This window comes from Phenylobacterium sp. (genome assembly GCF_031181185.1).
In the GTDB taxonomy this organism is placed as follows: domain Bacteria; phylum Pseudomonadota; class Alphaproteobacteria; order Caulobacterales; family Caulobacteraceae; genus Phenylobacterium.
In genome coordinates this window covers 1-22,004 of record NZ_JAPSKZ010000034.1, presented here as the reverse complement: position 1 = coordinate 22,004, position 22,004 = coordinate 1, and the positions used below count along the sequence as shown (strand labels likewise).

Genomic DNA, 22,004 nt, shown 5'->3' with positions numbered 1-22,004 from the left:
CCCACCCTCGCCGCGCATGGCGCGGAACCCACAGATTCAGCATCCATGGCCATGACCACGAAGACCAAGACCGCCGGGAGCGACGAGATCGCGATCCTGGAGCAGCTCGACGACCGCCTGCGCTGGCTTTCCTCCTGGATCGTCCACAACGCGAACCATATCCGGGAAAGCCGCGACGGTCTCAAGGTCGGCGGACACCAGGCGAGCTGCGCCTCCATGACCGCGATCATGACGGCGCTCTACTTCAAGGCGCTGGGGCCGAACGACCGTGTCGCCGTGAAGCCGCACGCGAGCCCCGTCCTGCACGCGATCCACTACCTCCTGGGAAACCAGAGCCGGGAGCAGCTGGAGGCCTTCCGCGCCTTCGGCGGCGCCCAAAGCTATCCGAGCCGGACCAAGGACAAGATCCCCGTGGACTTCTCCACCGGGTCCGTCGGCCTGGGCGTGGCGATCACCGCCTTCGCCAGCCTGATCCAGGACTACATGATCGCCCACGGTCGCCTCGACCCAGGCGAGGCCGGGCGGATGGTGGCCCTCATGGGCGACGCGGAGCTTGACGAGGGCAACATCTACGAGTGCCTCATCGAGAGCTACAAGCACGACATCCGCAACTGCTGGTGGATCGTCGACTACAACCGCCAGAGCCTCGATGCGACGACCGCCGACCGGATGTTCCGCCGGTTCGACGACATCTTCGAGACCTGCGGCTGGCGCGTCATCACGCTGAAGCACGGCAAGCTCCAACGCGAGGCCTTCGCGCGGCCCGGCGGCAAGACCCTCGAGCAGTGGATCGACGGCTGTTCCAACGCCGACTACGCCGCCCTGACCTACCAGGGCGGCGCGGCCTGGCGCGCCCGCCTGACCGCCGACATCGGCCCCAAGCCCGGCGTGGCGAAGCTCCTGGCCGGGTACGACGACGACCAACTCGCCAAGCTGATGACCAACCTTGGCGGCCACTGCATGGAGACGCTGCTGTCGGCCTTTGAGGCCGCGGCCGACGAGCGCCCCACCCTGTTCATCGCCTACACGATCAAGGGCGCCGGGCTGCCGTTCGCCGGGCACAAGGACAACCACGCCGGCCTGATGAACCCGTCGCAGATCGCCACCTTGCGCGAAAGCCACGGGATCGCGGAGGGCGACGAGTGGGAGCCCTATGCCGGCCTGGGCGGCAATCGCGAGGAAGTCCTGCGGGCGTTCGTCGCCTCGTCTCCCCTTGCCGCCGCCCAACGCCGCCAGGCGGCCGAGCCGGCGCTGCCCACGCCCGTCCTCAGCGTGCCGGAGGGCGCCGAGCAGTCGACCCAGGCCGCGTTCGGACGCATCCTCCTGGACCTGGCGAAGAGCGCCGATCCGGCCGGCAAGGACATCGCCGACCGCATCGTGACCACCTCCCCTGACGTGACGGTCTCCACCAACCTAGGGGGCTGGGTCAACCAACGGGGCCTCTTCCGCCGCAGCGAGATGGCCGACGTGTTCCACGCGGCGAAGATCCCCTCCGCCCAGAAATGGGTGGGCCATGGCGCCGGACAGCACATCGAACTGGGTATCGCCGAGAACAACCTGTTCCTGATGCTGGCCGCCTTGGGGCTCGCCGGCCCGCTGTTCGGAAGCCGCCTGCTTCCCATTGGCACGGTCTACGATCCCTTCATCAGCCGCGGGCTCGATGCGCTGAATTACGCCTGCTACCAGGACGCGCGGTTCATGCTGGTGGCCACGCCCAGCGGCCTGACGCTCGGCCCCGAGGGCGGCGCGCACCAGTCGATCAACACACCCCTTATCGGGATGGGGCAGCCGAACCTTACCTATTTCGAGCCGGCGTTCGCCGACGAGCTGGCCCTGATCATGCGCTGGGGTTTCGACCACATGCAGGCGGTCGACGGCGGCTCGATCTATCTGCGGCTCAGCACCCGCTCGGTGCCCCAGGAGCCTCGGCCCGACGACAGCTGGAAGGCCGACGCCCTCGCCGGCGGCTACTGGATCCGCCCGCCCGCGCCGGGCTCGGAGGCGGCGATCGTCTACACCGGAGCCGTCGCGCCCGAGGCGATCGCCGCCTGGAGCCAGCTCGCTGACGACCTCCCGGGCGTGGGATTGCTCGCGGTGACCTCCGCCGACCTGCTGCACCGCGACTGGATGGCCCAGCGCGCGGCGCGGTGGACGAGGGGAACGCCCGCCGTGAGCCACGTCGAGCGTCTGTTGGCCCCCATTTCGCCGCACGCCGGCCTTGTGACGGTCGTGGACGGCTCGCCCTCCACGCTGTCGTGGCTCGGCAGCGTCCGCGGCATGCGCGTCAGCCCGCTCGGCCTCGAACGCTTCGGCCAGACCGGCGATCTGCCTGATCTCTACCGCTACTACCGGCTGGACAGCGACGCGATCGTCGAAGCCGCCGCCGAGCTCTTTGTCGAAGGTTGACCATGACGATGGAAGTCAAGATGCCCGCCTTGTCCCCCACCATGGAAGAGGGGACGCTGGCGAAGTGGCTGGTGGCGCCCGGCGCGCAGATTCGCGCCGGCGACCTGATCGCTGAGATCGAGACCGACAAGGCGAGCATGGAGATGGAGGCGACCGAGGACGGCATTCTCGACCGCATCCTCGTGGCGGAAGGCAGCGCGGACGTCGCCGTGGGCACTGTGATCGCCCTGCTTCGGCCTGCGGGCGAGGCTGGCGCCGCGGCGCCGTCGGTCGCCCCAGCCTCCGAGCCGGCAGCCGCGCCCGAGGCTGCTCCGGCGCCGGCCCCTGTGGCCGCCGTCCCGGCGACGCCGGCGAGCGTGCCCCAGGCGCCAGTGTCGATCGCCGCACCGCCACCGCCACCGGTCGCGGTCGACGGCGGATCTGATGTCGGGGTGCTCGCCACGCCCCTCGCCCGGCGGATCGCCGCTGTCAGGGGCATCGCCCTGAGCGCCGTCAAGGGCACCGGCCCCGGGGGCCGCATCACGAAGGCGGACGTGGCGCCGTCGCGCCCGCCGCCCTCAGCGCCTTCGGAGGTGAAGGCCGAGCCCGCCCGCGCGCCGGCCAAGCCGCCCGAGATCCCCCATGAAGCCGTTAAGCTCTCGACGATGCGGCGCACGATCGCGCGTCGGCTGACGGAGTCGAAGACGACCGTCCCGCACTTCTATATCTCGAACGATTGCCGGCTGGACGCCCTCCTCGCGCTGCGGCGCGAACTGAACGCAGCGCTCGGCGACGGAGCCAGGCTCTCGATCAACGACCTGCTCATCAAGGCGCTGGCGCTCGCCCTGAAACGCGTGCCGGCGGCCAACGTGCAATACGGCGACGACGTGCTCTACCGCTTCGACCGGGTCGACATCTCGGTGGCCGTGGCGATCGACGGCGGCCTGGTGACGCCGGTGATCAGGGAAGCGTGCTCCAAGAGCGCCAGTCGGATCTCCTCCGACATGCGCGATCTCGCCGCCCGCGCCCGGGCCGGCCGGCTTGGCCCTGAGGACTACCAGGGCGGGACGGCCTCGCTCTCCAACCTCGGCATGTACGGTGCTCGGGAGATCATCCCCGTAATCAATCCGCCGCAGGCGGTCATCATCGGGGTCGGAGCCGGGCGCGAGACCCCAGTCTTCGGCTCGGAGGGCCTGGAGCGGGCGACCTTGCTCACCGCCACCGGAAGCTTCGACCATCGGGCGATCGACGGGGCCGCGGGCGCGGAGCTGATGCAGGCCTTCCAGCAGCTGGTGGAAGCGCCATTGACGATCCTGGCCTGAGACGCACCGACGCGGTCGGGTGTGCGCCAGTCCGCCGCCCGGTGCGGAGCTCATGCCGACGCCCAGCGAGACGACAAGACCGACCGACAAGACCGACAACGGTCGTGGCCAGGGGAGAGAGCGACGATGAGTTATCAAGCCACCCGGCGAGGCCTCCTCGCGGCCGGAGCCGCGACCCTCGGCGCAGCCGCACTCAGCGGAGGCGCCGCGGCTCAGCCGAAGACCGGCCTGCCCATAGCCGACCGCCTCGACGGGCAGGTCTACATCCGGAACATGGCGCTTCACGCGCACTACTTCCCCGGACAGGTCTGCGGTTCGAAGCTGCAGATGATGGCGCAGGGCGACCGCCGCTACCTCTTCTCTTCCTACCGCGACGCCCAGAACGAGTGGGTGGGGCGATGCATCGACGTCACCGATCCTCTCAACGCGGTCGTCGTGGGAGACCATCTGTACGAGGGCTATCAAGTCCAGGTCGCCTACAACCGTGGGATCGGCAAGTGGGTGCTCATGACGAGCGCCACCGCGGCGGAGCCGCAGATCGACCTGACGCGGGGAAAGAACCTGAAGGCCAAGGGTCTTCGGGGCATTCGCCTCTACGACGTCACCGAACCGGGCAAGGCGCGGTTGCTGTCGGAGTGGAGCACCGATCGGGGCGATCCCAGGCGTGAGATCCAGGAGGGCACGGGGACCCACCGGAACTTCTATACCGGCGGTCGCTACGCCTACCTCGACACCGGCGCCGACAACACGTTCTCGCTCTATGAGTACGCCCGCGCCACGGGCGTGCAGGTCATCGACATCCTTGACCCTGCCAGACCCAAGTTCGTGTCGAACATCTGGGTGCCGGGGCAGCGTGCCGGCGAAGAGGCCGAGCACCGGAAGTGGCCCTTCGCCGGCAATGGGATCTCGATCCCGAGTCTGCATGGCAGCTACGTCGTGCCTGAGAACGTGGAGGACGGCGGCAAGCTCGGCTGGGGAGCCTGGTCCGTGCTCGGAGTCCGCGTCCACGACCTGTCGAAGATCGCGCGGCCGCGGGAGATCGGGGTCTGGACCTCGCCCGACCCGGACGGCGGCGGGCTGAAGCTGCACACCGTCGACGTCTCGCGCCTCGACCGGGGCTTTGTCGTGGCCTCCCCTGAAACGTTCGCGCTGCAGTGCGGCGACGCCTGGTACAACAGCTACGTGATCGACGCGCGGGATCCCGCCAAACTCAAGACCCTGTCGACGCTGCCGATCCCCACCCCGCCGCCCGGCGCCCCTTACGAGAGCTTCTGCCAGAAGCGGGGGCGATTCGGTCCCCACAACGCGCCCCACCAAAAGGCGCCGGGGACGGTCTCCCCATCCTTCACCTGCTACACCTTCTTCAACGCCGGCCTGCAGTGCTACGACCTCGCCGACCCCTCCAACCCCCGGATCACGGGTTACTTCATTCCGCCCCAGGGCGGCGCCCTTGACCGGCCCGGCTCCTACATCCGCGACACCGACGGCGTCTTCGTCGAATGGGATCGACGGCTGATCTGGGTTTCCACGTCCACGGGGGTCTACCTCCTCACCACCCCGGCCCTGGGCGAGGCCAGCTTCTCGCCGGCGGGCGTGCGGGGCTGGACCCTTCCCGCGCTGCGCCACTGGCCAACCGCCTAGCGCTTGAGCTCTCCACGCTGCCTTCGGATTTCGCCGTTCATGGAACATTCACGCGACGAGGCGCAACCCTGACGCTCAGCCTGCCTGCGCGCTTTCGCCGCCTTCCTGCCAAGGATGAACCGCAGCATCGTTGCAGGTCCGCACGCTCCACAGTACGTTCAAAATAGAAACGACAAGAAAAAGGTTATCGTAGGGGGAGGTAAATTGCAGGTTGCAAACACGGAAAACTGGTCCGTCAACTCAGCGGCGGGACCAGCTGAGTTGCTCCAGGACGCGGCGCGGCAGGCGGGTTTCAGCGACGAACTCTTCCCGCCCCTGTCCACACGGCGCTGGGACGGCAGCGAAGCGACCGGCTGGCGGGTCAGCCACGACTATTTCACGTTGGCCTTCCGCAGCCTGCGCCGGGCTTCCGAGGATTCTGCGCTTGGCATCCGGCTCGCGCGCAATCTGACGCCTCGCCCCTTTAACAATCTCATCTATCTTGTGATGAGCAGTGAAAGCCTCGAGGAAGGCCTTCGTCGCTGGGTCCGCTTCCAGCCCATGTTCAGCACGGCGAGCCGTCTGCGCCTCACCAGCCACGGCGGCACGGCGCAACTCACCGCCTGCCTCGCCGATGGCGCACTCCAGAACACGGTGGACCAGGGCGAATACTTCCTTGCTCTGGTATGGCGGTACATCAACTGGATCACCGGGGGCGACATCTCCGCGAGCGAGATCCATTTGGCGCGCGAGAACGGCGGAAGCGCCGATTTCGAAGACTTCTTCCAAGCGCCCGTTTCCTTCGGCCACGGCGCAAACGCGATCGTCTTCGATCGCGAGGTGCTGCGCACGCCGCCCATCCACGCCTGTCGCTCCGTCTTCGCCACCACCGAACGGCTGGTGGAGCGCGAAGTGATGGCGGGCCTGCCCGAGTCCATCTCGGCGCAGGTCCGCATCGCGATGGACGTGCTCGGGCAGGGATGCATGCCTGAGCTCGAAGAGGTCGCCGACCACCTCAACGTCTCGGCGCGCACGCTCCAGCGCCGCCTCGCCGACGAGGCGCGGACGTTCTCGCAGCTGCTGGATAGCCACTGCCGGTCCCTTGCGCTCGAAGCCCTCGACGGCGGCGAGGACCTGACCATCGAGGAGATCGCCGAAAGGTGCGGCTTCCTGGAGACTCGCTCCTTCTATCGAGCTTTCACGCGCTGGACGGGGATGACGCCCGACCGGTACCGTCGGCGCGCCGGGGCTTCCCGGCAGCTCCCACTTGGCGCGTGGGGACAGTGATCCGCCTGATCGCGGCGACTAGCCTCCGGAATTATACATGGGTTCCGGAAAGATCATGGAAATCGATCATTTGTCCCTCAACGCGGACGGTTGCCTGCTCAAGGCGAGAGCGTTCTACACCGACTTTCTCCAGCTGCGGCTGATCAACGACCAGCGGCCTGCCGCCTTCCACGAGATCATTCCGGGCGACTGGTACGAGCTGGGTTCGTCGCGCCTCCACGTGTTCGACTACCCGGTCGGCGGTCCCTACAGGGAGCCGAACCAGCCCACCCCGGGCGGGCCGCACGTGGCGTTCCGGGTGCCTGACCTCGCCCCCATGATCCAGCGACTGGAAAGCTATGGGATCAGCTATCGCTCCATGGGCGAGGGTCGGATGCGGCAGATCTGGTTCCTCGACCCTGCCGGCAACACCATCGAGATCAACACAGGCCACGCCAAGAAGTGATCGGAGACTAGATGGACTTCGTACTGTCGGTGCTGGCCCCCGTGATGCTGTCTCTGATGATGGCGGGTCTGGGGCTCAGTCTTACCCTTGCCGACTTCCGGGTCGCGTTCACGCGCATCAAGGCGTTGTCCATCGGCCTCGCAGTCCACACCTTCGGCCTGCCGCTGCTGGCGGTCGTTCTCATCCTCCTGCTTTCGCCGCCTGTCAGCGTCGGATTCGGGATGATCATCCTCGCCTGCTGCTCCGGGGGCACCACGGCGAATGTGTTCACCTACCTCAGCGGCGGCGACACCGCGCTCTCCATCGCCCTGTCCCTCGCCGGCAAGATCGTCACCGTCGTGACCATCCCGCTTTTCGTCGGCCTAGCCGCCACGCATCTGCTCGGCAGCGCCGTGCAGGTGAACGTCTCCATTGTCGAGGTCGGCGAGCAGGTGGCCAAGCTCATGATCGCTCCCGTGGCCTTCGGCATGGTCGTCAAGGCGCTGGCTCCGGGGTGGAGCGCGAAGGCCCAGCCCTGGGTGAGCAAGGCCTCCATGGGGCTGCTGCTGCTGTTCACCCTGCTCATCGTCTACAACTCGCGCGACCATCTTCTGGAGCTCGCCGGTTCGGCGGGTCTGATCTCAGTGCTGCTGTGCGGCTCTGCGATGGTCCTCGGCCTCGGCGCGGCCAAGCTCACCGGCCTGCCGGCGTCGGACCAGAAGGCGATCCTCTTCCACACCGCGGTCCAGAACGCCGCCTTCGCAGCCGTCCTCGCGGTGACGACGTTCGAGAGCGAGGAGATGGCGGTGCCCGCCATCGTCTACACCATCGTCATGAACGTTGGCGGCCTCCTGGTCGTGCAGCTGATCCGCAAGCTCGATCCCAGCATCGCCGAGACGCAGCGCCGCGAGAAGGAGGCGGCCGTCGCCGCGGCCGCCGCGAATGGCCGCGCTGCGAAGAAGCCGGCCTGATCATGTCCACGTCCCGCAGACGCTGCCGCCTGCTCGGCTTCGCCGCGGCGGTCGCCCTCGTGCTCGCCCCGGGAACCGGCTTCGCGCAGGCGCTTCCCGACAGCGAAGGAGGCGTCGCAGAGTGGCGCGATCGCACGCGTGTCGCCCGTGAGTGGTTGCAGGGTCGCCATGCCGAGTCCTGGGCCAAGCGGGTGAAATACCGGGGCGAGCCCATCGTTCTGCGCTTCTCGGCGCACAACCCCGCCGACGGCAGCGTCGTCCGCGACGTGTTCCTGCCCGCGTTCGACGTGCTTCATCGGATGTCGGCCGGCAAGATCGTGGTGCAGCCCACCTGGGGCGGAGCCACCCACTCCCTCGAGCAGGGCTGGACCGCGCTAGCCCGGGGCGAGACCGACATGACCGCCTGTTACGCTAGCCTCGAGGCGAAGGCGCGAGGGTTCGAGCTGCTGACGCTGCTGGACCTTCCGGGGCTGTTTCCCAACGCCACCGTGGCGACCATCGTCTCGGAGAAGCTCTACGCCGAGTATTTCAGCGGAGACTTCCGACGCAACGGCGTGCGGATCGCGCGGATGAAGGCCACGGGCCCGTCCGTGATCTTCACCAAGGCGCCGCTGTCCGGCGCCGAAGGGCTCGAAGGCCTGCGCCTCTTTTCGGCCGAGGGCGTGCAGGCCGAAGCCGTACGGGCGCTGGGGGGAGACCCCGTCGTGATGGAGACGCCCCGCATCCGGGCGGCGATCGCCGACGGCAAGCTCGAAGGCGCCGCCATCACCGAGGCCGCGGCGGCGGTTTATCGCATCAACACGGCGGCCCCGCACATGTTCGCGGGCGACGTCGGACGGACCAATTTCGAATACTGCCTCAGTCCCACCTTTCTCGCCTCGCTGCCACGCGACCTGAAGCCGATCCTGAACGCCTGGCTGCGGGCCCAAGGCATCGCCGAGGCGCAGGTGTTCTATGGCCTGAACGGCGCTGTCGCCCGGGAGGAGTTCCGCGCCGCGGGCGGCAAGGTGATCCCGCCCACGCCCGCGGCGGCGGCCGAGTGGCGGCGGCGGGTTTCCCCGGTGGAGGCGAACGCCGTCGCGCGCATGGAGGCGAAGGGCCTCCCCGCCCGGCGCTTTATGGCCGACCTGCGGCGGCTCACCGACCGCTACAATCGCATGAGCGAGAACGACATCATGATGGAGGCCATCCGGCGTCCGATCCCACGCATGGACGACTGAGATGGCCCTGCCCCGGTTCCGGCTCCCGATCGACGGCTTCCTGGCCGTTCTCGTCTGCGCCGTCGCGCTCGCCAGCCTCGCACCAGTCCGCGGCGTGTGGGCGGTACGGGCGGATGTCTTCACCGACGTGGCTATCGGCGTCCTTTTCTTCCTGCACGGCGCCAAGCTCTCCCGCGAAGCCATCCTGCAGGGCATCGGCGCCTGGAAGGTCCATCTGTGCGTCTTCATCGGGACCTTCGTGATGTTCCCGATCATCGGCCTGACCGCCCGCGCCGCCACCGGACCCTTCCTGGATCCCACGATCGGGGCCGGCATCCTGCTCCTGACGCTCATGCCGTCGACGGTGCAGTCCTCCATCGCCTTCACCGCGCTGGCCCGCGGCAATGTCCCGGCCGCGGTCTGCAGCGCCTCGGCCTCCAACCTCCTGGGCATCGTCATCACGCCGATCCTCGTCGGCCTCTTCCTGAGCCGGCAGGGCGGCGGACTTTCAGCGGAAGCCGTCACCAAGATCGTCTGCCAGCTGCTCCTGCCCTTCCTGGCTGGCCACCTGTGCCGTCCGCTGCTCCGGCCGCTGCTGGACCGCTACAAGAGCCTCCTGACGAAGGTGGACCGCAGCGTCATCATCCTTGTGGTCTACACCGCGTTCAGCGCGGCCGTGGTCGAGGGTCTGTGGCGTCGGTACTCGCCCCTCGACCTGGCCTGGACGCTCGCCATCTGCGCGGTCATGCTCACCCTCGTCCTCACGATCACGACCTTCGCCGCGCGGCGCCTCGGCTTCTCCGTCGAGGATGAGATCGTCATCGTCTTCTGCGGATCGAAGAAGAGCCTGGCCTCGGGCGTGCCGATCGCCGGCGCCCTCTTCCCAGCCGCGGTGGTCGGGCCCCTCATCCTGCCCCTCATGCTCTTCCATCAGATCCAACTGATGGCCTGCGCCGTCCTCGCGCAGCGCTATGCCCGCCGCGCGGTCCCGGCGCCTTCCCAGTCCGTCGTCGCGGCGACGCCGGGTCGCCGCGCCTAACCTCCGGAGACGTCCCATGCGCGCCACAATCCTCGCTGGTCTGATCGCTCTCGCGCCCCTGGCGTGCAGCTCGGCCGGCGCCGAACCTCCGGCGCCGGCAATGACCTTCTTCGTCGCGCATGCGGGTCCGGGGCGCGGCGGCGATCTGGGGGGATTGGCCGGCGCGGATCGTCACTGCCAGGCGCTCGCCGCCGCGGCCGGATCGCGTCGCACCGACTGGCGCGCCTACCTCAGCACCCAGGAGGAACCGGGCCGTCCGGCGGTCGACGCCCGCGACCGCATCGGCAAGGGCCCGTGGCATAACGCCAAGGGGGTGATGATCGCTCGGGACCTGGAAGAATTGCACGGGTCGAACAACCTCACCAAGGCGACCGCACTCGACGAGCATGGTCGGGTCGTGAACGGGAGGGGCGACAAGCCGAACCGGCACGACATCATCACGGGCTCAACGGCGGAAGGCCGCGCCTATCCGCCCGGCGAGGACCGGACATGCAAGAACTACACGTCGAGCACCGACGGCTCTGTCCGCATGGGACACCATGACCGTTCTGGCCCCGCCGAGAACCCGACGGGCACGTCCTGGAACTCGGCCCACTTCTCGGACGCGGGCTGCAGCCAGGAAGGGATGTCCAGTCAAGGCGGCCAGGGCCTGATCTACTGCTTCGCGCCCTAGCGCGGGCGGCCCGCTAGGCCTTGGGGAGACGATCCATAAGAGCCGCCGGCCGAAGGATCGTGCTTTCCAGCCGGATGAGGGCGTCAAGCTCCGAAAGTCGGCTTCGATAGGCCTTCCAGGGCTCCGACGCCTCCATCTCGGCGCGCCGCCGCTCCCGCTCCGCGAGGGAGTCGTACTCCCACATGTGGACGACGGTGTTCACCACCCCCGCGTCGACGACGTACATGCCCCGGAACCGCTGCAGGAACCGCAGCTGGACGGGCAGCGCCATGGCTTCCCAGAGGTCCAGGAACTCATTGATCCGCGCGTGGCGGACCTCGTAGCGGCGCAGGTCGATAATCATCAGGTCACCTTCCATCGTGCGGCGGCGAAGCGGCCGCCTGGGTCGGAGGCGCGCCGCGGCGGGCGGCGCAGGAGTCCCGTCCGGGATCCTGCGCGCCTGACCCTGCCGCCGAAAGCCGCCGACCGCACTGGCTTGGCGCGCCACGCCGGGCAGGCGTGGCGCTTTGGGACACTGCCGGGACGAAGCGTCGCCCACAGGATGCGATCAGGTCGCGCTCCGCGGCGGACACGCCATCCGGCGAATGACGAAAACGGACCATAGGGATCATGACCACCGCGTCCAACCAAGCCGAACGACCCGAAGCCGCCATTTCGCAGGGCCGCGTCACGATCGTCCTGTGGGTGCTCATGCTGTTCTATGCGCTGAACTATGTGGATCGCCAGATCGTCGGCATCCTGGCCGAGCCGATCGCCAAGGAGTTCGGGCTCAGCGACACCCAGATCGGCGTGATGACGGGACTCGCCTTCGCGGCCTTCTACGCCGGCCTGGGCATTCCGCTTGCGCGGCTGGCCGACAATCCTAAGACCAATCGGGTCGTCCTTCTCTCTGTCTGCCTCGCGCTGTGGTCCGGGATGACGGCGCTCTGCGGACTGGCCCAGAACTACGCCCAGATGCTGCTGGGCCGCATCGGCGTCGCGGTGGGCGAAGCGGGCTGCATGCCTGGGGCACACTCCTTGATCGCCGACATGGTTCCTCCCGAGCGCCGCTCGTCGGCCATCGCCTTCTTCGGCGTGGGCCAGCCCGTCGGCGTGCTCCTCGGGATGGTGCTGGGCGGCATCCTCGCCGACGCCTACGGCTGGCGGACGGCGTTCCTCGTGGTGGGCCTTCCGGGGGTGGCGCTGGCCCTCGTGGCGCTCAAGCTCGTCCCTGAACCACGCCGGGTGCTGGGCAAGGCCGCCGCCGCGGCCGCGCCGCGCGCCACGGTGGGCCAGGCAATCGCCGAGATCATCCGCTCGCCTGCCTACCTCTTCATGCTTGGAGCCGGTTCGGTGATGGCCTTCGTCACGTTCGGTCAGGGCGTCTGGATCGCGATCTTCCTGCAGCGGACGCACGAGCTCACGCCGGGTCAGACTGGCCTCTGGCTCGGCCTACTCAGCGGCGGCCTGGGTATCGTAGGGATGGTCGTCGGTGGCTGGGCGGCCGACCGGTTCGCCACCCGTAGTCCCCGCCATCAGCTCACCCCGGTGGTGGTCTCCCTCCTCATCGCCCTGCCGCTGCAACTGCTCGCGGTGACCGTCGGCGACTGGCGGCTCGCCATCCTGCTCTTCGGCCTCGTCGCCGGCTGCCAAGCCTTCTACTTCGGCCCCGGCTGGGGCCTGGTCCAAGGCCTGGTAAGCCCGCCGGCCCGGGCCACGGCCGCCGCCGTCAAGCTCTTCGTCCAGGCGGTGCTCGGTCTCGGCGTCGGTCCGCTTCTGTTCGGCGCCATCTCGGACATCCTGAAGCCGAGCTACGGCGACGAGAGCGTCCGGATGGTCCTGCTCTTCGCCTCCTTCATCTTCCTCGTCCCCGCCCTCTGCTACTGGCTCGCCAGCCGGTCGCTCGAGCGCGAACTCGCGGCCCCCGGCCGCGGCTGATCCCGTCCCTGTCGAGAACCCCCGGAAGAACGGAAAATGTCCCAAGAGTTTGACGTCCTGGTGCTTGGCTCGGGGCCGGGCGGCTATGTGGCCGCCATACGCGCCGCCCAGTTGGGCCTGAAGACCGCCATCGTGGAACGCGAAGCCCTGGGCGGCATCTGCCTGAACTGGGGGTGCATCCCCACCAAGGCCTTGCTGCGGAGCTCTGAGATCTACCACTACCTGACGCACGCCGACGCTTACGGCCTGGCGGCGAAGGACGTGTCCTTCAGCCTGGACAAGATCGTGCAGCGAAGCCGCAAGGTCGCCGCCCAGCTGAACGGCGGCGTCAAGGGGCTGATGAAGAAGAACGGCGTCACCGTCGTCGAAGGCCAGGGCGCGCTGACGGCGCCCGGAAAGCTCGCCGTCGTGCAGGACGGCGCCACGACCGAGCTGACCGCCCGGGACATCATCATCGCCACCGGAGCCCGGGCCCGCGAGCTCCCCTTCGGCGCCGCCGATGGCGAACGCATCTGGACCTACCGCCACGCGATGACGCCCAAGGAGATGCCCACCGACCTGCTGGTGATCGGCTCAGGCGCCATCGGCGTGGAGTTCGCCAGCTTCTATGCCGACATGGGCGCCAAGGTGACGATCGTTGAGGCGGTGGACCGCATCCTGCCGGCCGAGGACTCCGAGGTCTCGGACTTCATGCGCAAGGCCCTGACCAAACAGGGGATGGAGATCCTCACGGGCGCCACTCTCGAGAAGGTCGGAGCCACGGGAACGGCGGTCATGGCCGCGATCCGCACGTCCGATGGAAAGGTCGCCGATCACGCCTTCAGCCACGCGGTGGTGGCGATCGGGATCGTGCCGAACTCGGAGGACATTGGACTCGAGGCCCTGGGGGTCGCGACCACCCGGGGCCACATCGACACCGACCCCTATGGCCGGACGAACGTCCCCGGGATCTGGGCCATCGGCGATGTCGCCGGCCCGCCTTGGCTCGCCCACAAGGCCAGCCACGAGGGCGTGGTGGCCGCCGAGGCGATCGCCGGCCACCCTGGCGTTCACCCGCTGGATAAAGGCAACATCCCGGGCTGCACCTACGCGCGTCCGCAGGTGGCCTCCGTGGGGCTCACCGAGGCGCGGGCCCTGGAAAGCGGGCGCAGGATCAAGGTGGGCCGCTTCCCCTTCATCGGCAACGGCAAGGCGATCGCGCTCGGCGAAGCCGAGGGCTTCATCAAGACGGTCTTCGACGAGGAGACGGGAGAGCTGTTGGGCGCGCATATGGTCGGGGCCGAAGTGACCGAACTCATCCAGGGGTATGTCATCGGCCGTCAACTCGAGACGACCGAAGAACAACTTCTAGTAGCGACACTCCCTCACCCCACACTTTCCGAGATGATGCACGAAAGCGTCTTGGCAGCCTATGGTCGCGCACTTCACATCTGACATCCTGTAGTGGGCGCTGACCACCGATCACTTGGTGTCTAGCGTCCCTTCCGCCCTCGCGTGGCGCCCTGGGACAGTGGCAAGCTTCCGATGTTGGCGCTCCCTTGCGTTCGCCGCGTCTCCGATTCCCGAGCCGCTGAGCCAATGGCGAAGAACCAACGAGGGGGAAGATGTCTCGAAAGCTAGTCGTAGGCGGGCTCGCGCCCGTGATCGCGCTCCTGGGGAGCGCCGCCCATGCGCAATCGACCGAACCGGCGAACCCTGGCTCTTCGCCAAGTTCGACGGTCGGCGAGATCGTCGTCACCGCCGAGCGGCGGGCGCAGACCCTCGAGAGCGTGCCGGCGGCCATCAGCGCCGTCAGCGGCGCGGCGCTGGAAGAGAAGCAGGTGCTGAAGGCGCAGGACCTCCAGACCCTTGTCCCCAGCATCTCGTTGACTCAGAGCCGCCTGGGTTCGTTCAAGATCGCCATCCGCGGCATCGGCGGCTCGGCCGGTGACAATCTCGCCTCCAATCTGAAGGTGGCGGTCTTCCTAGACGACGTCTACCTGGCGCGCCAGGGGGCCATGGATCCCGCGCTGTTCGATCTCGATCGCATCGAGGTGCTGCGCGGCCCGCAGGGCACGCTGTACGGCAAGAACGCGGTGGCCGGCGCGATCAACATCTACACGGTCCTGCCCGGCGAGGAGTTCCGCGCCAAGGCCGCGGTGGACATCGGCAACTACAACACCATCAATTCGCGCTTCCTGGTCTCCGGCCCTCTGGGCGAGGACCTGAGCGGCAAGCTCGTACTGGGTCAGAACTACCACTCCGGCTACGGCGAGAACCTCACCACCGGCCGCGACGTCACCGGGGGCAAGGCCTTCTTCGGTCGCGCCGCGCTGCGGTACAGCCCCGGAGACTGGGACTTCATCGGCTCGGTCGACTACGAGAAGGACCCGAACCAGCCGGGCCGCGCTTTCCACATCTTCGGCACCGGCATCCGGGTGCTGGGCCGCGGCCCCTATCTTGGCCCGCCCGGCGTCCAGGACGTCTACAACGACTACGACAACCGCAGCAGCCTTGAGCTCGCGGGCGGCTCGTTCAAGGCGATCCACAACGGCGCCGACGTGACGCTCACCTCCATCAGCGGCCTGCGCTGGTCGGACCGCTTCTACCAGCTGGACCTCGATAACAGCGACAGCACGGCGCCCGGCGCGCGGACCTTCCACCAGACCCACGAGCAGAGCTCCACCACCTTCAGCCAGGAGTTCCGCGTCGCCTCTGCCGATGATGGCGCGTTCAGCATGGGGGGCCGACTGTTCTGGACGGCCGGCGCCTACTTCTTCTACGAGGACGGCAACACCACCGAACGCGACTTCATTCCGACGGTCAGTCCGATCGTCAACGTCCTGACCACGGACCTCAAGGCCTACAACTATGCGCTCTATGGCCAGGCGACCTACGACATCACCGAAGCCCTGAGCCTGACGGCCGGTCTGCGCTACAATGTCGAGCGCAAGGAAGTCGTCCACGGCTCGTTCGGCGCGCCCGTGCAGACCGATGAGCTGTATTCCGACATCGAGATCGCCAAGACCTGGAAGGACCTGTCGCCCAAGGTGACGCTGTCGTACGATCTCGGCGCAACGGGCACCCTCTATGCCACCTACGCCCGGGGCTTCCTGAGCGGCGCGGTGAATTCCGGCCCGGCCACCGCCGCCCTGGCCGCCACCGAGATCCTGAACCCCGAGTATGACGACAACTTCGAGGTCGGGGTGAAGAAGTCGCTCCTCGATCGCCGGCTCTATGTGGGCTTGTCCGCCTACTACATCAAATACAAGGACCTGCAGGTCCAGACGGCGAACGAGCAGGGCATCGCCGTCTTCCGGAATGCGGCCCGGGCCGTGAGCAAGGGCTTCGAACTGGAAGTCACGGCGCGACCGACGGACGCGCTGACCCTGAGCCTCAGCTACGCCTACACGGACGCGCGCTACAAGCGCTACTGCGCCGGCGCGCTGGACGGCTATCTGGCGGGCGCCGAGTGCGCCGCCGCGGGCGGCGTCGATAACGAAGGCGCCCGCCTGCAGTACTACTATCCGGAAGCGTTGCGCCTGGGGTTCGAGTACGCCATTCCGATGGCGTCCGGCGCGGAGGTCACGTTGCGGGGGGACTGGGCGCGGAACACCCGCAACAACTTCCCCGGCTACTACCAGGACGCCTTCACCCTCGTGAACGGCGGCATCCAGTACAGGACGGCCGATGGCCGCTGGACCGCCGCCCTCTGGGGCAAGAACCTGGCCAACGAGAAGTACGCCACCGGTTGCCTGAACCTCGGCCGGACGGTCAACGGCGGCCAATGCAGCGTGGGCGATCCGCGCACCTACGGCGTGTCGCTGACCTGGAACTACCGCTAGGATACGGAGGTGGCCGCTCTGCGGCCGCCTCGACCCGCGCGCGCCCTGGATCCCACGGCGGCGACGGGCAGGGACGTCCTCCACCTAGACTGGCGCCGAGCGCCCTGCACCCCCCGCCCATCCCGAACCCGGCCTCTCGCGCGGGTCTTGGGCGCGACCGGGTCGCCGCCAAGAGCAGCAGCAGGGCGGCAAGCGAGGGCCAGCGTCCCGACCATCGCCGCCGAGGCGAGATGGAGCCGGGACCAAGCTGCGTGGCCGGAGGATGCGCCACGAGCTCCAGCCGGTATTTGCCCAGCGGCGCCTTCGTCGGATCCATCGGTCGCCGTAGAACGCCTCCGAGCTTCTGGAGCCGGTGCACATACACGCGGACCGAAGCGTGGCCGGCGAGGTCCACCCTGCCCGAACACGTCGGCGGCGAGGTCTGCCTCGCGCACGGGCCGCCCCCTCAGCGCCTGATTGGCCAGATGGTCGAACAGCTGCGCCAGGCCGTGTGAGCGGCCCAGCGCCCCGCTCTCCCGCAGCCGGGCGACTTCCGCCTGCAAGCCGTCGATGGAAATCCCTGAACCCCTGTGGCGGGCCGCCGTGTCTGAAGCCCCGGGGCTGGCCGAAGCGCCCCGCCCCGAGCGCGCCCAAGGTCGCCTCCCCGCCCTTGCCCCCGATGGCGTGCGCCCCACAACACGGGCCAACGGCAAAACGAAAGGGCGGGGCATCACTGCCCCGCCCATCACTACAGCGCTCGACGCGTCGGCTACCCGGACGCGCGGGCCAAAGCTACATGCGCCACCGGAGCGACACGCCATAGGTGCGCGGATCGCTGATCGTGCAGTTGGCGCCGTTGTCGGTGTTGCCGAAGCCGGAGCATCCCGTGACGAACACCTCGTCCGTGAAGTTCCGCACCCACACGCCGATCTGATAGCGCTCGTCCGGCGGCATGAAGTCCATGCCCGCATCGACGGTCGAATAGGCGGGTTGAGTGTAGCCGGGGAAGTTGGTCTTGCTTTGCCGGGACCAGTCCCCGCGGAAGTTCAGGCTACCGAGGTTCCCCAGCTCATGGCGGTACCTCAGGCCGGCACGCATGTTCCGCTTGGCGTAGCCCTCGAGAGGCTCGCCCTTCAGGTCCTCGCCCCCGAGCGCCTCACATGCCGCGCCCGTGAGTTCGGCGTTCGCTTGCGAGACCCCGTCACAGAATTTCGTGTAGTGGGCGTCCGTGTAGGTGAAGGCCGCGTCGAGGACCAGGTTCCGGGTCAACTCGGCCACCAGGTTTGTCTCGAAGCCCTTGCTCACCGCCCGCGCGGCGTTGCGGGTTTCCTGAAGATTGGTGTTCTCGTTGATCACGCCGACCTGGAGGTCGGTGTAGTCCACGTAGAAGGCGGAGATGTTGAAGATCACCCGCCCGTCGAAGGGCGTGGTCTTCAGACCGATCTCGTAGTTCTTGGCCGTCTCCGGGCCGAACGGATTGGCGTTGGCCGGCGATTCCGGCGCGAAGTTGAAGCCGCCGCTGAGGAAGCCCTGCGAGTAGGTCGCGTAGAGCATGGCGTCGTCGACGATCTTGTAGTCGACGGTCACTTTCGGGGTCAGCTTCTCGAACGACGCCGAGCCGGCGAGGTCGATGTAGTTCTCGCTGATGATCTCGTCCCCGATCGCGTTCTGGACGACCGACTTCTTCTCGTGGTCGTAGCGCAGGCCCGCGGTGAGGTGCAGGGCATCGGTCAGGTTGTAGGTGGCCTGGCCATACGCCGCCCAGTTCCGCGTCTCCACGTCCATGTCGTGGTACTGGCTCAGCAACGTCCCCGGCTCCACGTCGAAGACCTGCCGGTCCGGGAAGGAATTCGTCTCGACCGAGTTCATCTTGCCGTCGAGCTGGAAGTAGAACAGGCCCGCGGTCCAGAAGAGCTTGCCGCCCATCGAGGCGCCGCCGTTCTCGGTGGAGTTCAGCCGCAGTTCCTGGCTGAAGGTGCGCGCCTTCTGGTTCTCCGTCTGATTGAAATTGACCCCGGTTACTCGGCTGTCCGTCGCGTCGGGGTCCCAGGTGAAGAAGAGGTAGGATTCGTTGTAGCCCGAGATCGAGGTGAAGGTGACGTCGGGTCCCTCTTTCACCGCCCGCAGGGAGGCGCCGTAGATGCGCAGCGCGCTGCGCGCATCAAGGTCGTTCGTGACTTCGTACGGATCGTCCGGCGAGAAGAAGGGCCCATAGACGTCGAACGGCATGTGGCCAGTCGACCCCATGATGTGGTTCGCGCGTCCGGCCTGCTCCGGGTTCCGCTCCATGTTCGCGGCGAGGACGATGTCCCAGTCCCCAGGCGTGAAGCGCAGCGCTCCACGCGCCATATAATTCTTCTGGGGGCTCAGGCGCGTGCCGGTAGTGATGTTGCGGGACACGCCTTCGCGGTAGTTCGTTCCGAGCACGATCTTGCCGGACAGGTTCTCGGCCAGGCCGCCGCCGGCCATCAGCCGCGTCTGCAGCAGATCGTAATTGCCCAGGTCGACGCTGGCGGCGAACTCGGGGGTCGGCTTTGGCGCGTTGGTGTAGATGTTGATGGCGCCGGCGACAGCGTTCTTGCCGTAGAGCGTGCCCTGGGGACCGCGCAGCACTTCCACCCGGTTCAGGTCGAAGTAGGCCAGGTCCATGTTCGCGGGACGATCGATGTAGACGTCGTCGACGAAGACCGCGACTTTGTAGTTCTGGGAGATGTCGGGCCCGGCCGATCCGCCGATGCCGCGCAGCGTGACCTTGAAGCGCCCAAGGCGGTTTCGGAAGAAGTTCATTCCCGGGATCTGGCGCGAAAGGTCCTGAGTCCCCTCGATCCGCTTGTCCCGCAGTTCCTCTTCCCCAACGGCCGCGATCGACAGGGGCACGTCGGAAAGCCGCTGCGCCCGCCGCTCCGCCGTCACGACGATCTCGCCGACGGCGGTGTGGTCCGAAGCCGCCGGGCTGGCGCCCTGCGCGAAGGCCGGCGCCGTGAGACAGGTCGAAGCGAGTAGGGCCCAGGCGGCGGGCGTGCGGTGCAGTCGTGGTCGCATCAGATCCTCCGTGATGTTCTTCTGGTTGAGGCCCGATCCGGACTGACCACACGAACCTTGCCCGCGCCGCACGTTAGGGGCGTGCACCGCACCCTCAATGTCCCTGGGCGCCACGGAACGCCCGCGCAATGCGGGCTCGGACCGGCGCAGCGGTGGGCCCGTGACGGGCGCCGAAGCGGTGCGGCCGTCTGAGGACGGTGGGGCTAGAGCGTGAAGCCGATCCAGCGGCCGGCGGCGACGACGCTCGCCCAGAACACCAGGGACGCCGCCCCGGCGATCCGGGCGGCCGGCGGCGTGGGAAGGGCGCCGCCCCATTCGGCGACGCGCGCGAACGCCGTCTTGTGGAAGTAGATCATGTTGAAGCCGGCGAGCGCGATCAACGCGAACTTCAGCTGGAAGGCGAGGTTCACGCCGTAGAGGGTCGCGTTCGAGACGAACATGAGAGCCCCCGTGACGATCGCGGCCGAGAAGGCCCACCAGGTCCAGGGCAGGATCTGCCGTGCGAGCCGATCCACAGGATGGGTCCTCCAGCCCAGGCCCAGCAGGCGCAGATCGAGCATGGCGATCGAGCCGACGACCAGGGACAGCGCGACCACGTGGGCGGTCTCGAGGGTCGGAAACATCCAGGGCGAGCTGGCGATCGCTTGGCCGGGGGGAGAGTCTTGGATCGCCTGAAGGATCGTCTGATAGTCGGGCACGGGGTCCTCGCTGGCGCGGAGCTCTTCTAAAGGACGTCGACGTAGGCGATCCACCGGCCGCAGACGGCGATCGCCAGCCACAGGAAGGTGGAGACGGCGGCGAAGACGATCAGCCGGCCACGCTCGGCCCTGGACAGGTCGTCGAAACGCCGCCCCGCCACCCACCGGAAGCCAATGAAGGTCAGGACGGCGGACGCGGCGACCAGCGCCATCTTGATCCAGAAGAGCTGGTTCTCGAACTCGCGGTGGGGCTCGGCCAGGACGAGGATCACGCCGCTCGCGAAGAGCACCGCCAGCGCCCAGGGCAACGGCCGACCGAAGCGATACACCGCATCGGCCAGAATCTCGTCGCGTCCGATCAGGCCGGCCAGGCGGGCATTCAGCATGGCGATACAGGTCAGTAGGGCCGCGATGGCCAGGATGTGAACCGTTTGGGTCAAGGGGACGGACCAGGTGGTCGCCTGAAGCTGGATGCTCGGCCCGGTCGCGGCGAGCCAATCAGCGGCGGCCGTCATGTCTGGCATGAGTGGATCCCCAGCTCTTTCGCGGCGGTGGTGGGCCGAAGCTATTTGATGCGACCGGTCTCGAGGACGGCGCCGTCCGGACGGAACACGCGCATGAACGAACCGGCGGGCCTCCCCCCCTTGGCCGGCGCGATCAGGACCCGAATGCGCTCGCCCGGCTTGATGGACGTGTTCTTCCAGCCGTTGCGCGCCAGCATCATCACCGATGGCCCCTCGATCTCCCACACGGTCTTGGCGCCGCCCTTCCCGGGCACCTCCAGGTAGAGGAAGGAGTGCGGATTCACCCAGCGGAACTGCTTCACGACACCGGTGAGTTCAACCGGACGTTCCTTGTCGTAGCCGGAGGCGGAATGGTGGGCCGCCGCGGGCGTGGAGACGAGCAGCGGGATGGCGAGCGCCAGGACGGATTTGTGCATTTTCCGGTTCGTCATTTGAACTCCACTCCAGCGCCGTCTTCGCAGATGTATTCGAAGAGGCGGATGTCGGGCCGCCACAACAGGGTCGCGCTGCGCTCCGCGACCAGCTCCTTGCCGGCGGCGTCCGCGCCGAAGATCTTGGCCCGGTTCCTCACCGTTCCATCAGGCTGTTTGGTGATGCGTTCCTCGATCTCGCGGACTGTGGCGAACCGGGGATCCGCAGCGACCCGCACGCCTTTCACCCCGCGGGTCCGCACGACCAGGACATCGCCCTCCCACCGTCCGACCGAGTGTCCGGTGTAGGAGGGCGTGATCTGGGCGGGGAAATCCTCGTCGAGGTAGATCCGGCGCACGATGTGGTTGAACTCCTGGATGAAGGTGATGCGTCCAGGGGTCTGCACGATCTTTTCCGGGTAGCCCCGCATGCCGATCTCGAGTTCGGGCGCGCACTGCTGCACGATATCCTTGGTCCAGACCGAGCCGTCGTCCTTCTCCTCGACCTGCTGATAGGACCCGTTGATATCGCGGGGGTCGGGCGACGGCGGAGGCGCGTCCGGCGGCGGACTGCCGAACTCCTGCTCCACCGCACGACCCTCAATCTTGGCCTGGCGGGGCGACACCCTGCGGATCGAGACCATCGGCTTCAATGACGCGACGGTGCTCGACGACACAGGCCTGCCGCAC

18 protein-coding genes are annotated in these 22,004 nt (G+C 67.9%); 12 read left to right on the top strand and 6 right to left on the bottom strand.

The window, feature by feature from the left end; all coding sequences use genetic code 11:
* Positions 1–51: 51 nt before the first annotated feature.
* The 9 genes from RIF93_RS06340 (at position 52) to RIF93_RS06300 (ending at position 10,920) form a co-directional block, all read left to right on the top strand.
* Positions 52–2,406 carry a transketolase gene (locus RIF93_RS06340; protein WP_309089545.1) on the top strand — a complete coding sequence of 785 codons (2,355 nt, stop codon included), beginning with the start codon at positions 52–54 and terminating at the stop codon, positions 2,404–2,406.
* A 20-nt stretch (positions 2,407–2,426) separates the two neighbouring features.
* Complete coding sequence (locus RIF93_RS06335; RefSeq protein ID WP_309089543.1) at positions 2,427–3,707, top strand: pyruvate dehydrogenase complex dihydrolipoamide acetyltransferase; 1,281 nt, start codon at positions 2,427–2,429, stop codon at positions 3,705–3,707.
* A 126-nt stretch (positions 3,708–3,833) separates the two neighbouring features.
* The gene (locus RIF93_RS06330) at positions 3,834–5,348 is read left to right on the top strand and encodes a hypothetical protein (RefSeq protein ID WP_309089541.1); all 1,515 of its coding nucleotides are present in this window, start codon (positions 3,834–3,836) and stop codon (positions 5,346–5,348) included.
* Positions 5,349–5,462: 114 nt separating this feature from the next.
* On the top strand, positions 5,463–6,614 hold the full coding sequence (locus RIF93_RS06325; RefSeq protein ID WP_309089539.1) for an AraC family transcriptional regulator ligand-binding domain-containing protein: 1,152 nt from the start codon (positions 5,463–5,465) through the stop codon (positions 6,612–6,614).
* A 55-nt stretch (positions 6,615–6,669) separates the two neighbouring features.
* Positions 6,670–7,059 (top strand): VOC family protein, encoded by a 390-nt coding sequence (locus RIF93_RS06320; RefSeq protein WP_309089537.1) that lies wholly within the window; start codon positions 6,670–6,672, stop codon positions 7,057–7,059.
* A gap of 11 nt (positions 7,060–7,070) precedes the next feature.
* Complete coding sequence (locus RIF93_RS06315; protein ID WP_309089535.1) at positions 7,071–8,009, top strand: bile acid:sodium symporter family protein; 939 nt, start codon at positions 7,071–7,073, stop codon at positions 8,007–8,009.
* 2 nt (positions 8,010–8,011) lie between these two features.
* Positions 8,012–9,229: a hypothetical protein gene (locus RIF93_RS06310; RefSeq protein WP_309089533.1), complete on the top strand. Its 1,218-nt coding sequence runs from the start codon at positions 8,012–8,014 to the stop codon at positions 9,227–9,229.
* Position 9,230: 1 nt separating this feature from the next.
* On the top strand, positions 9,231–10,247 hold the full coding sequence (locus RIF93_RS06305) for a bile acid:sodium symporter family protein (RefSeq protein ID WP_309089531.1): 1,017 nt from the start codon (positions 9,231–9,233) through the stop codon (positions 10,245–10,247).
* A 16-nt stretch (positions 10,248–10,263) separates the two neighbouring features.
* A complete protein-coding gene (locus RIF93_RS06300) occupies positions 10,264–10,920 on the top strand; it encodes a hypothetical protein (protein WP_309089529.1) in 657 nt (218 codons plus the stop codon).
* Positions 10,921–10,933: 13 nt separating this feature from the next.
* Here RIF93_RS06300 and RIF93_RS06295 read toward each other — a convergent pair whose 3' ends face one another.
* On the bottom strand, positions 10,934–11,278 hold the full coding sequence (locus RIF93_RS06295; RefSeq protein WP_309089527.1) for an NIPSNAP family protein: 345 nt from the start codon (positions 11,276–11,278) through the stop codon (positions 10,934–10,936).
* Positions 11,279–11,529: 251 nt separating this feature from the next.
* On the opposite strand from RIF93_RS06295, the gene RIF93_RS06290 reads away from it, so the two are divergent.
* The 3 genes from RIF93_RS06290 to RIF93_RS06280 all read left to right on the top strand — a co-directional run bounded on the left by RIF93_RS06290 (position 11,530) and on the right by RIF93_RS06280 (position 16,661).
* The gene (locus RIF93_RS06290) at positions 11,530–12,837 is read left to right on the top strand and encodes an MFS transporter (protein ID WP_309089525.1); all 1,308 of its coding nucleotides are present in this window, start codon (positions 11,530–11,532) and stop codon (positions 12,835–12,837) included.
* A gap of 36 nt (positions 12,838–12,873) precedes the next feature.
* Positions 12,874–14,271: a dihydrolipoyl dehydrogenase gene (gene lpdA / locus RIF93_RS06285; RefSeq protein ID WP_309089524.1), complete on the top strand. Its 1,398-nt coding sequence runs from the start codon at positions 12,874–12,876 to the stop codon at positions 14,269–14,271.
* Positions 14,272–14,441: 170 nt separating this feature from the next.
* On the top strand, positions 14,442–16,661 hold the full coding sequence (locus RIF93_RS06280; RefSeq protein WP_309089522.1) for a TonB-dependent receptor: 2,220 nt from the start codon (positions 14,442–14,444) through the stop codon (positions 16,659–16,661).
* 771 nt (positions 16,662–17,432) lie between these two features.
* Here RIF93_RS06280 and RIF93_RS06275 read toward each other — a convergent pair.
* The 5 genes from RIF93_RS06275 to RIF93_RS06255 form a co-directional block, all read right to left on the bottom strand.
* A complete protein-coding gene (locus tag RIF93_RS06275; protein ID WP_309089520.1) occupies positions 17,433–19,682 on the bottom strand; it encodes a TonB-dependent receptor in 2,250 nt (749 codons plus the stop codon).
* Between the two features lie 203 nt (positions 19,683–19,885).
* A complete protein-coding gene (locus RIF93_RS06270) occupies positions 19,886–20,305 on the bottom strand; it encodes a DUF6644 family protein (protein ID WP_309089518.1) in 420 nt (139 codons plus the stop codon).
* 101 nt (positions 20,306–20,406) lie between these two features.
* Positions 20,407–20,904 carry a DUF6644 family protein gene (locus RIF93_RS06265; protein ID WP_309089516.1) on the bottom strand — a complete coding sequence of 166 codons (498 nt, stop codon included), beginning with the start codon at positions 20,902–20,904 and terminating at the stop codon, positions 20,407–20,409.
* A gap of 41 nt (positions 20,905–20,945) precedes the next feature.
* The gene (locus RIF93_RS06260) at positions 20,946–21,335 is read right to left on the bottom strand and encodes a DUF6152 family protein (protein ID WP_309089514.1); all 390 of its coding nucleotides are present in this window, start codon (positions 21,333–21,335) and stop codon (positions 20,946–20,948) included.
* Positions 21,332–22,004: hypothetical protein (locus tag RIF93_RS06255; protein ID WP_309089513.1), on the bottom strand; the 673-nt coding region annotated here is incomplete at its 5' end. The genes RIF93_RS06255 and RIF93_RS06260, both read right to left, overlap by 4 nt.

Excerpts from the sequence above, each read along its gene's own strand:
- RIF93_RS06340 (WP_309089545.1), top strand. The coding sequence starts at position 52 with ATGACCACGAAGACCAAGACCGCCGGGAGCGACGAGATCGCGATCCTG.
- RIF93_RS06335 (WP_309089543.1), top strand. The coding sequence starts at position 2,427 with ATGCCCGCCTTGTCCCCCACCATGGAAGAGGGGACGCTGGCGAAGTGG.
- RIF93_RS06260 (WP_309089514.1), bottom strand. The coding sequence starts at position 21,335 with ATGACGAACCGGAAAATGCACAAATCCGTCCTGGCGCTCGCCATCCCG.
- RIF93_RS06290 (WP_309089525.1), top strand. The coding sequence starts at position 11,530 with ATGACCACCGCGTCCAACCAAGCCGAACGACCCGAAGCCGCCATTTCG.
- RIF93_RS06275 (WP_309089520.1), bottom strand. The coding sequence starts at position 19,682 with ATGCGACCACGACTGCACCGCACGCCCGCCGCCTGGGCCCTACTCGCT.
- lpdA (WP_309089524.1), top strand. The coding sequence starts at position 12,874 with ATGTCCCAAGAGTTTGACGTCCTGGTGCTTGGCTCGGGGCCGGGCGGC.
- RIF93_RS06330 (WP_309089541.1), top strand. The coding sequence starts at position 3,834 with ATGAGTTATCAAGCCACCCGGCGAGGCCTCCTCGCGGCCGGAGCCGCG.
- RIF93_RS06320 (WP_309089537.1), top strand. The coding sequence starts at position 6,670 with ATGGAAATCGATCATTTGTCCCTCAACGCGGACGGTTGCCTGCTCAAG.
- RIF93_RS06325 (WP_309089539.1), top strand. The coding sequence starts at position 5,463 with ATGAACCGCAGCATCGTTGCAGGTCCGCACGCTCCACAGTACGTTCAA.
- RIF93_RS06265 (WP_309089516.1), bottom strand. The coding sequence starts at position 20,904 with ATGCCAGACATGACGGCCGCCGCTGATTGGCTCGCCGCGACCGGGCCG.
- RIF93_RS06295 (WP_309089527.1), bottom strand. The coding sequence starts at position 11,278 with ATGGAAGGTGACCTGATGATTATCGACCTGCGCCGCTACGAGGTCCGC.
- RIF93_RS06300 (WP_309089529.1), top strand. The coding sequence starts at position 10,264 with ATGCGCGCCACAATCCTCGCTGGTCTGATCGCTCTCGCGCCCCTGGCG.
- RIF93_RS06305 (WP_309089531.1), top strand. The coding sequence starts at position 9,231 with ATGGCCCTGCCCCGGTTCCGGCTCCCGATCGACGGCTTCCTGGCCGTT.
- RIF93_RS06280 (WP_309089522.1), top strand. The coding sequence starts at position 14,442 with ATGTCTCGAAAGCTAGTCGTAGGCGGGCTCGCGCCCGTGATCGCGCTC.
- RIF93_RS06270 (WP_309089518.1), bottom strand. The coding sequence starts at position 20,305 with ATGTTTCCGACCCTCGAGACCGCCCACGTGGTCGCGCTGTCCCTGGTC.
- RIF93_RS06310 (WP_309089533.1), top strand. The coding sequence starts at position 8,012 with ATGTCCACGTCCCGCAGACGCTGCCGCCTGCTCGGCTTCGCCGCGGCG.
- RIF93_RS06315 (WP_309089535.1), top strand. The coding sequence starts at position 7,071 with ATGGACTTCGTACTGTCGGTGCTGGCCCCCGTGATGCTGTCTCTGATG.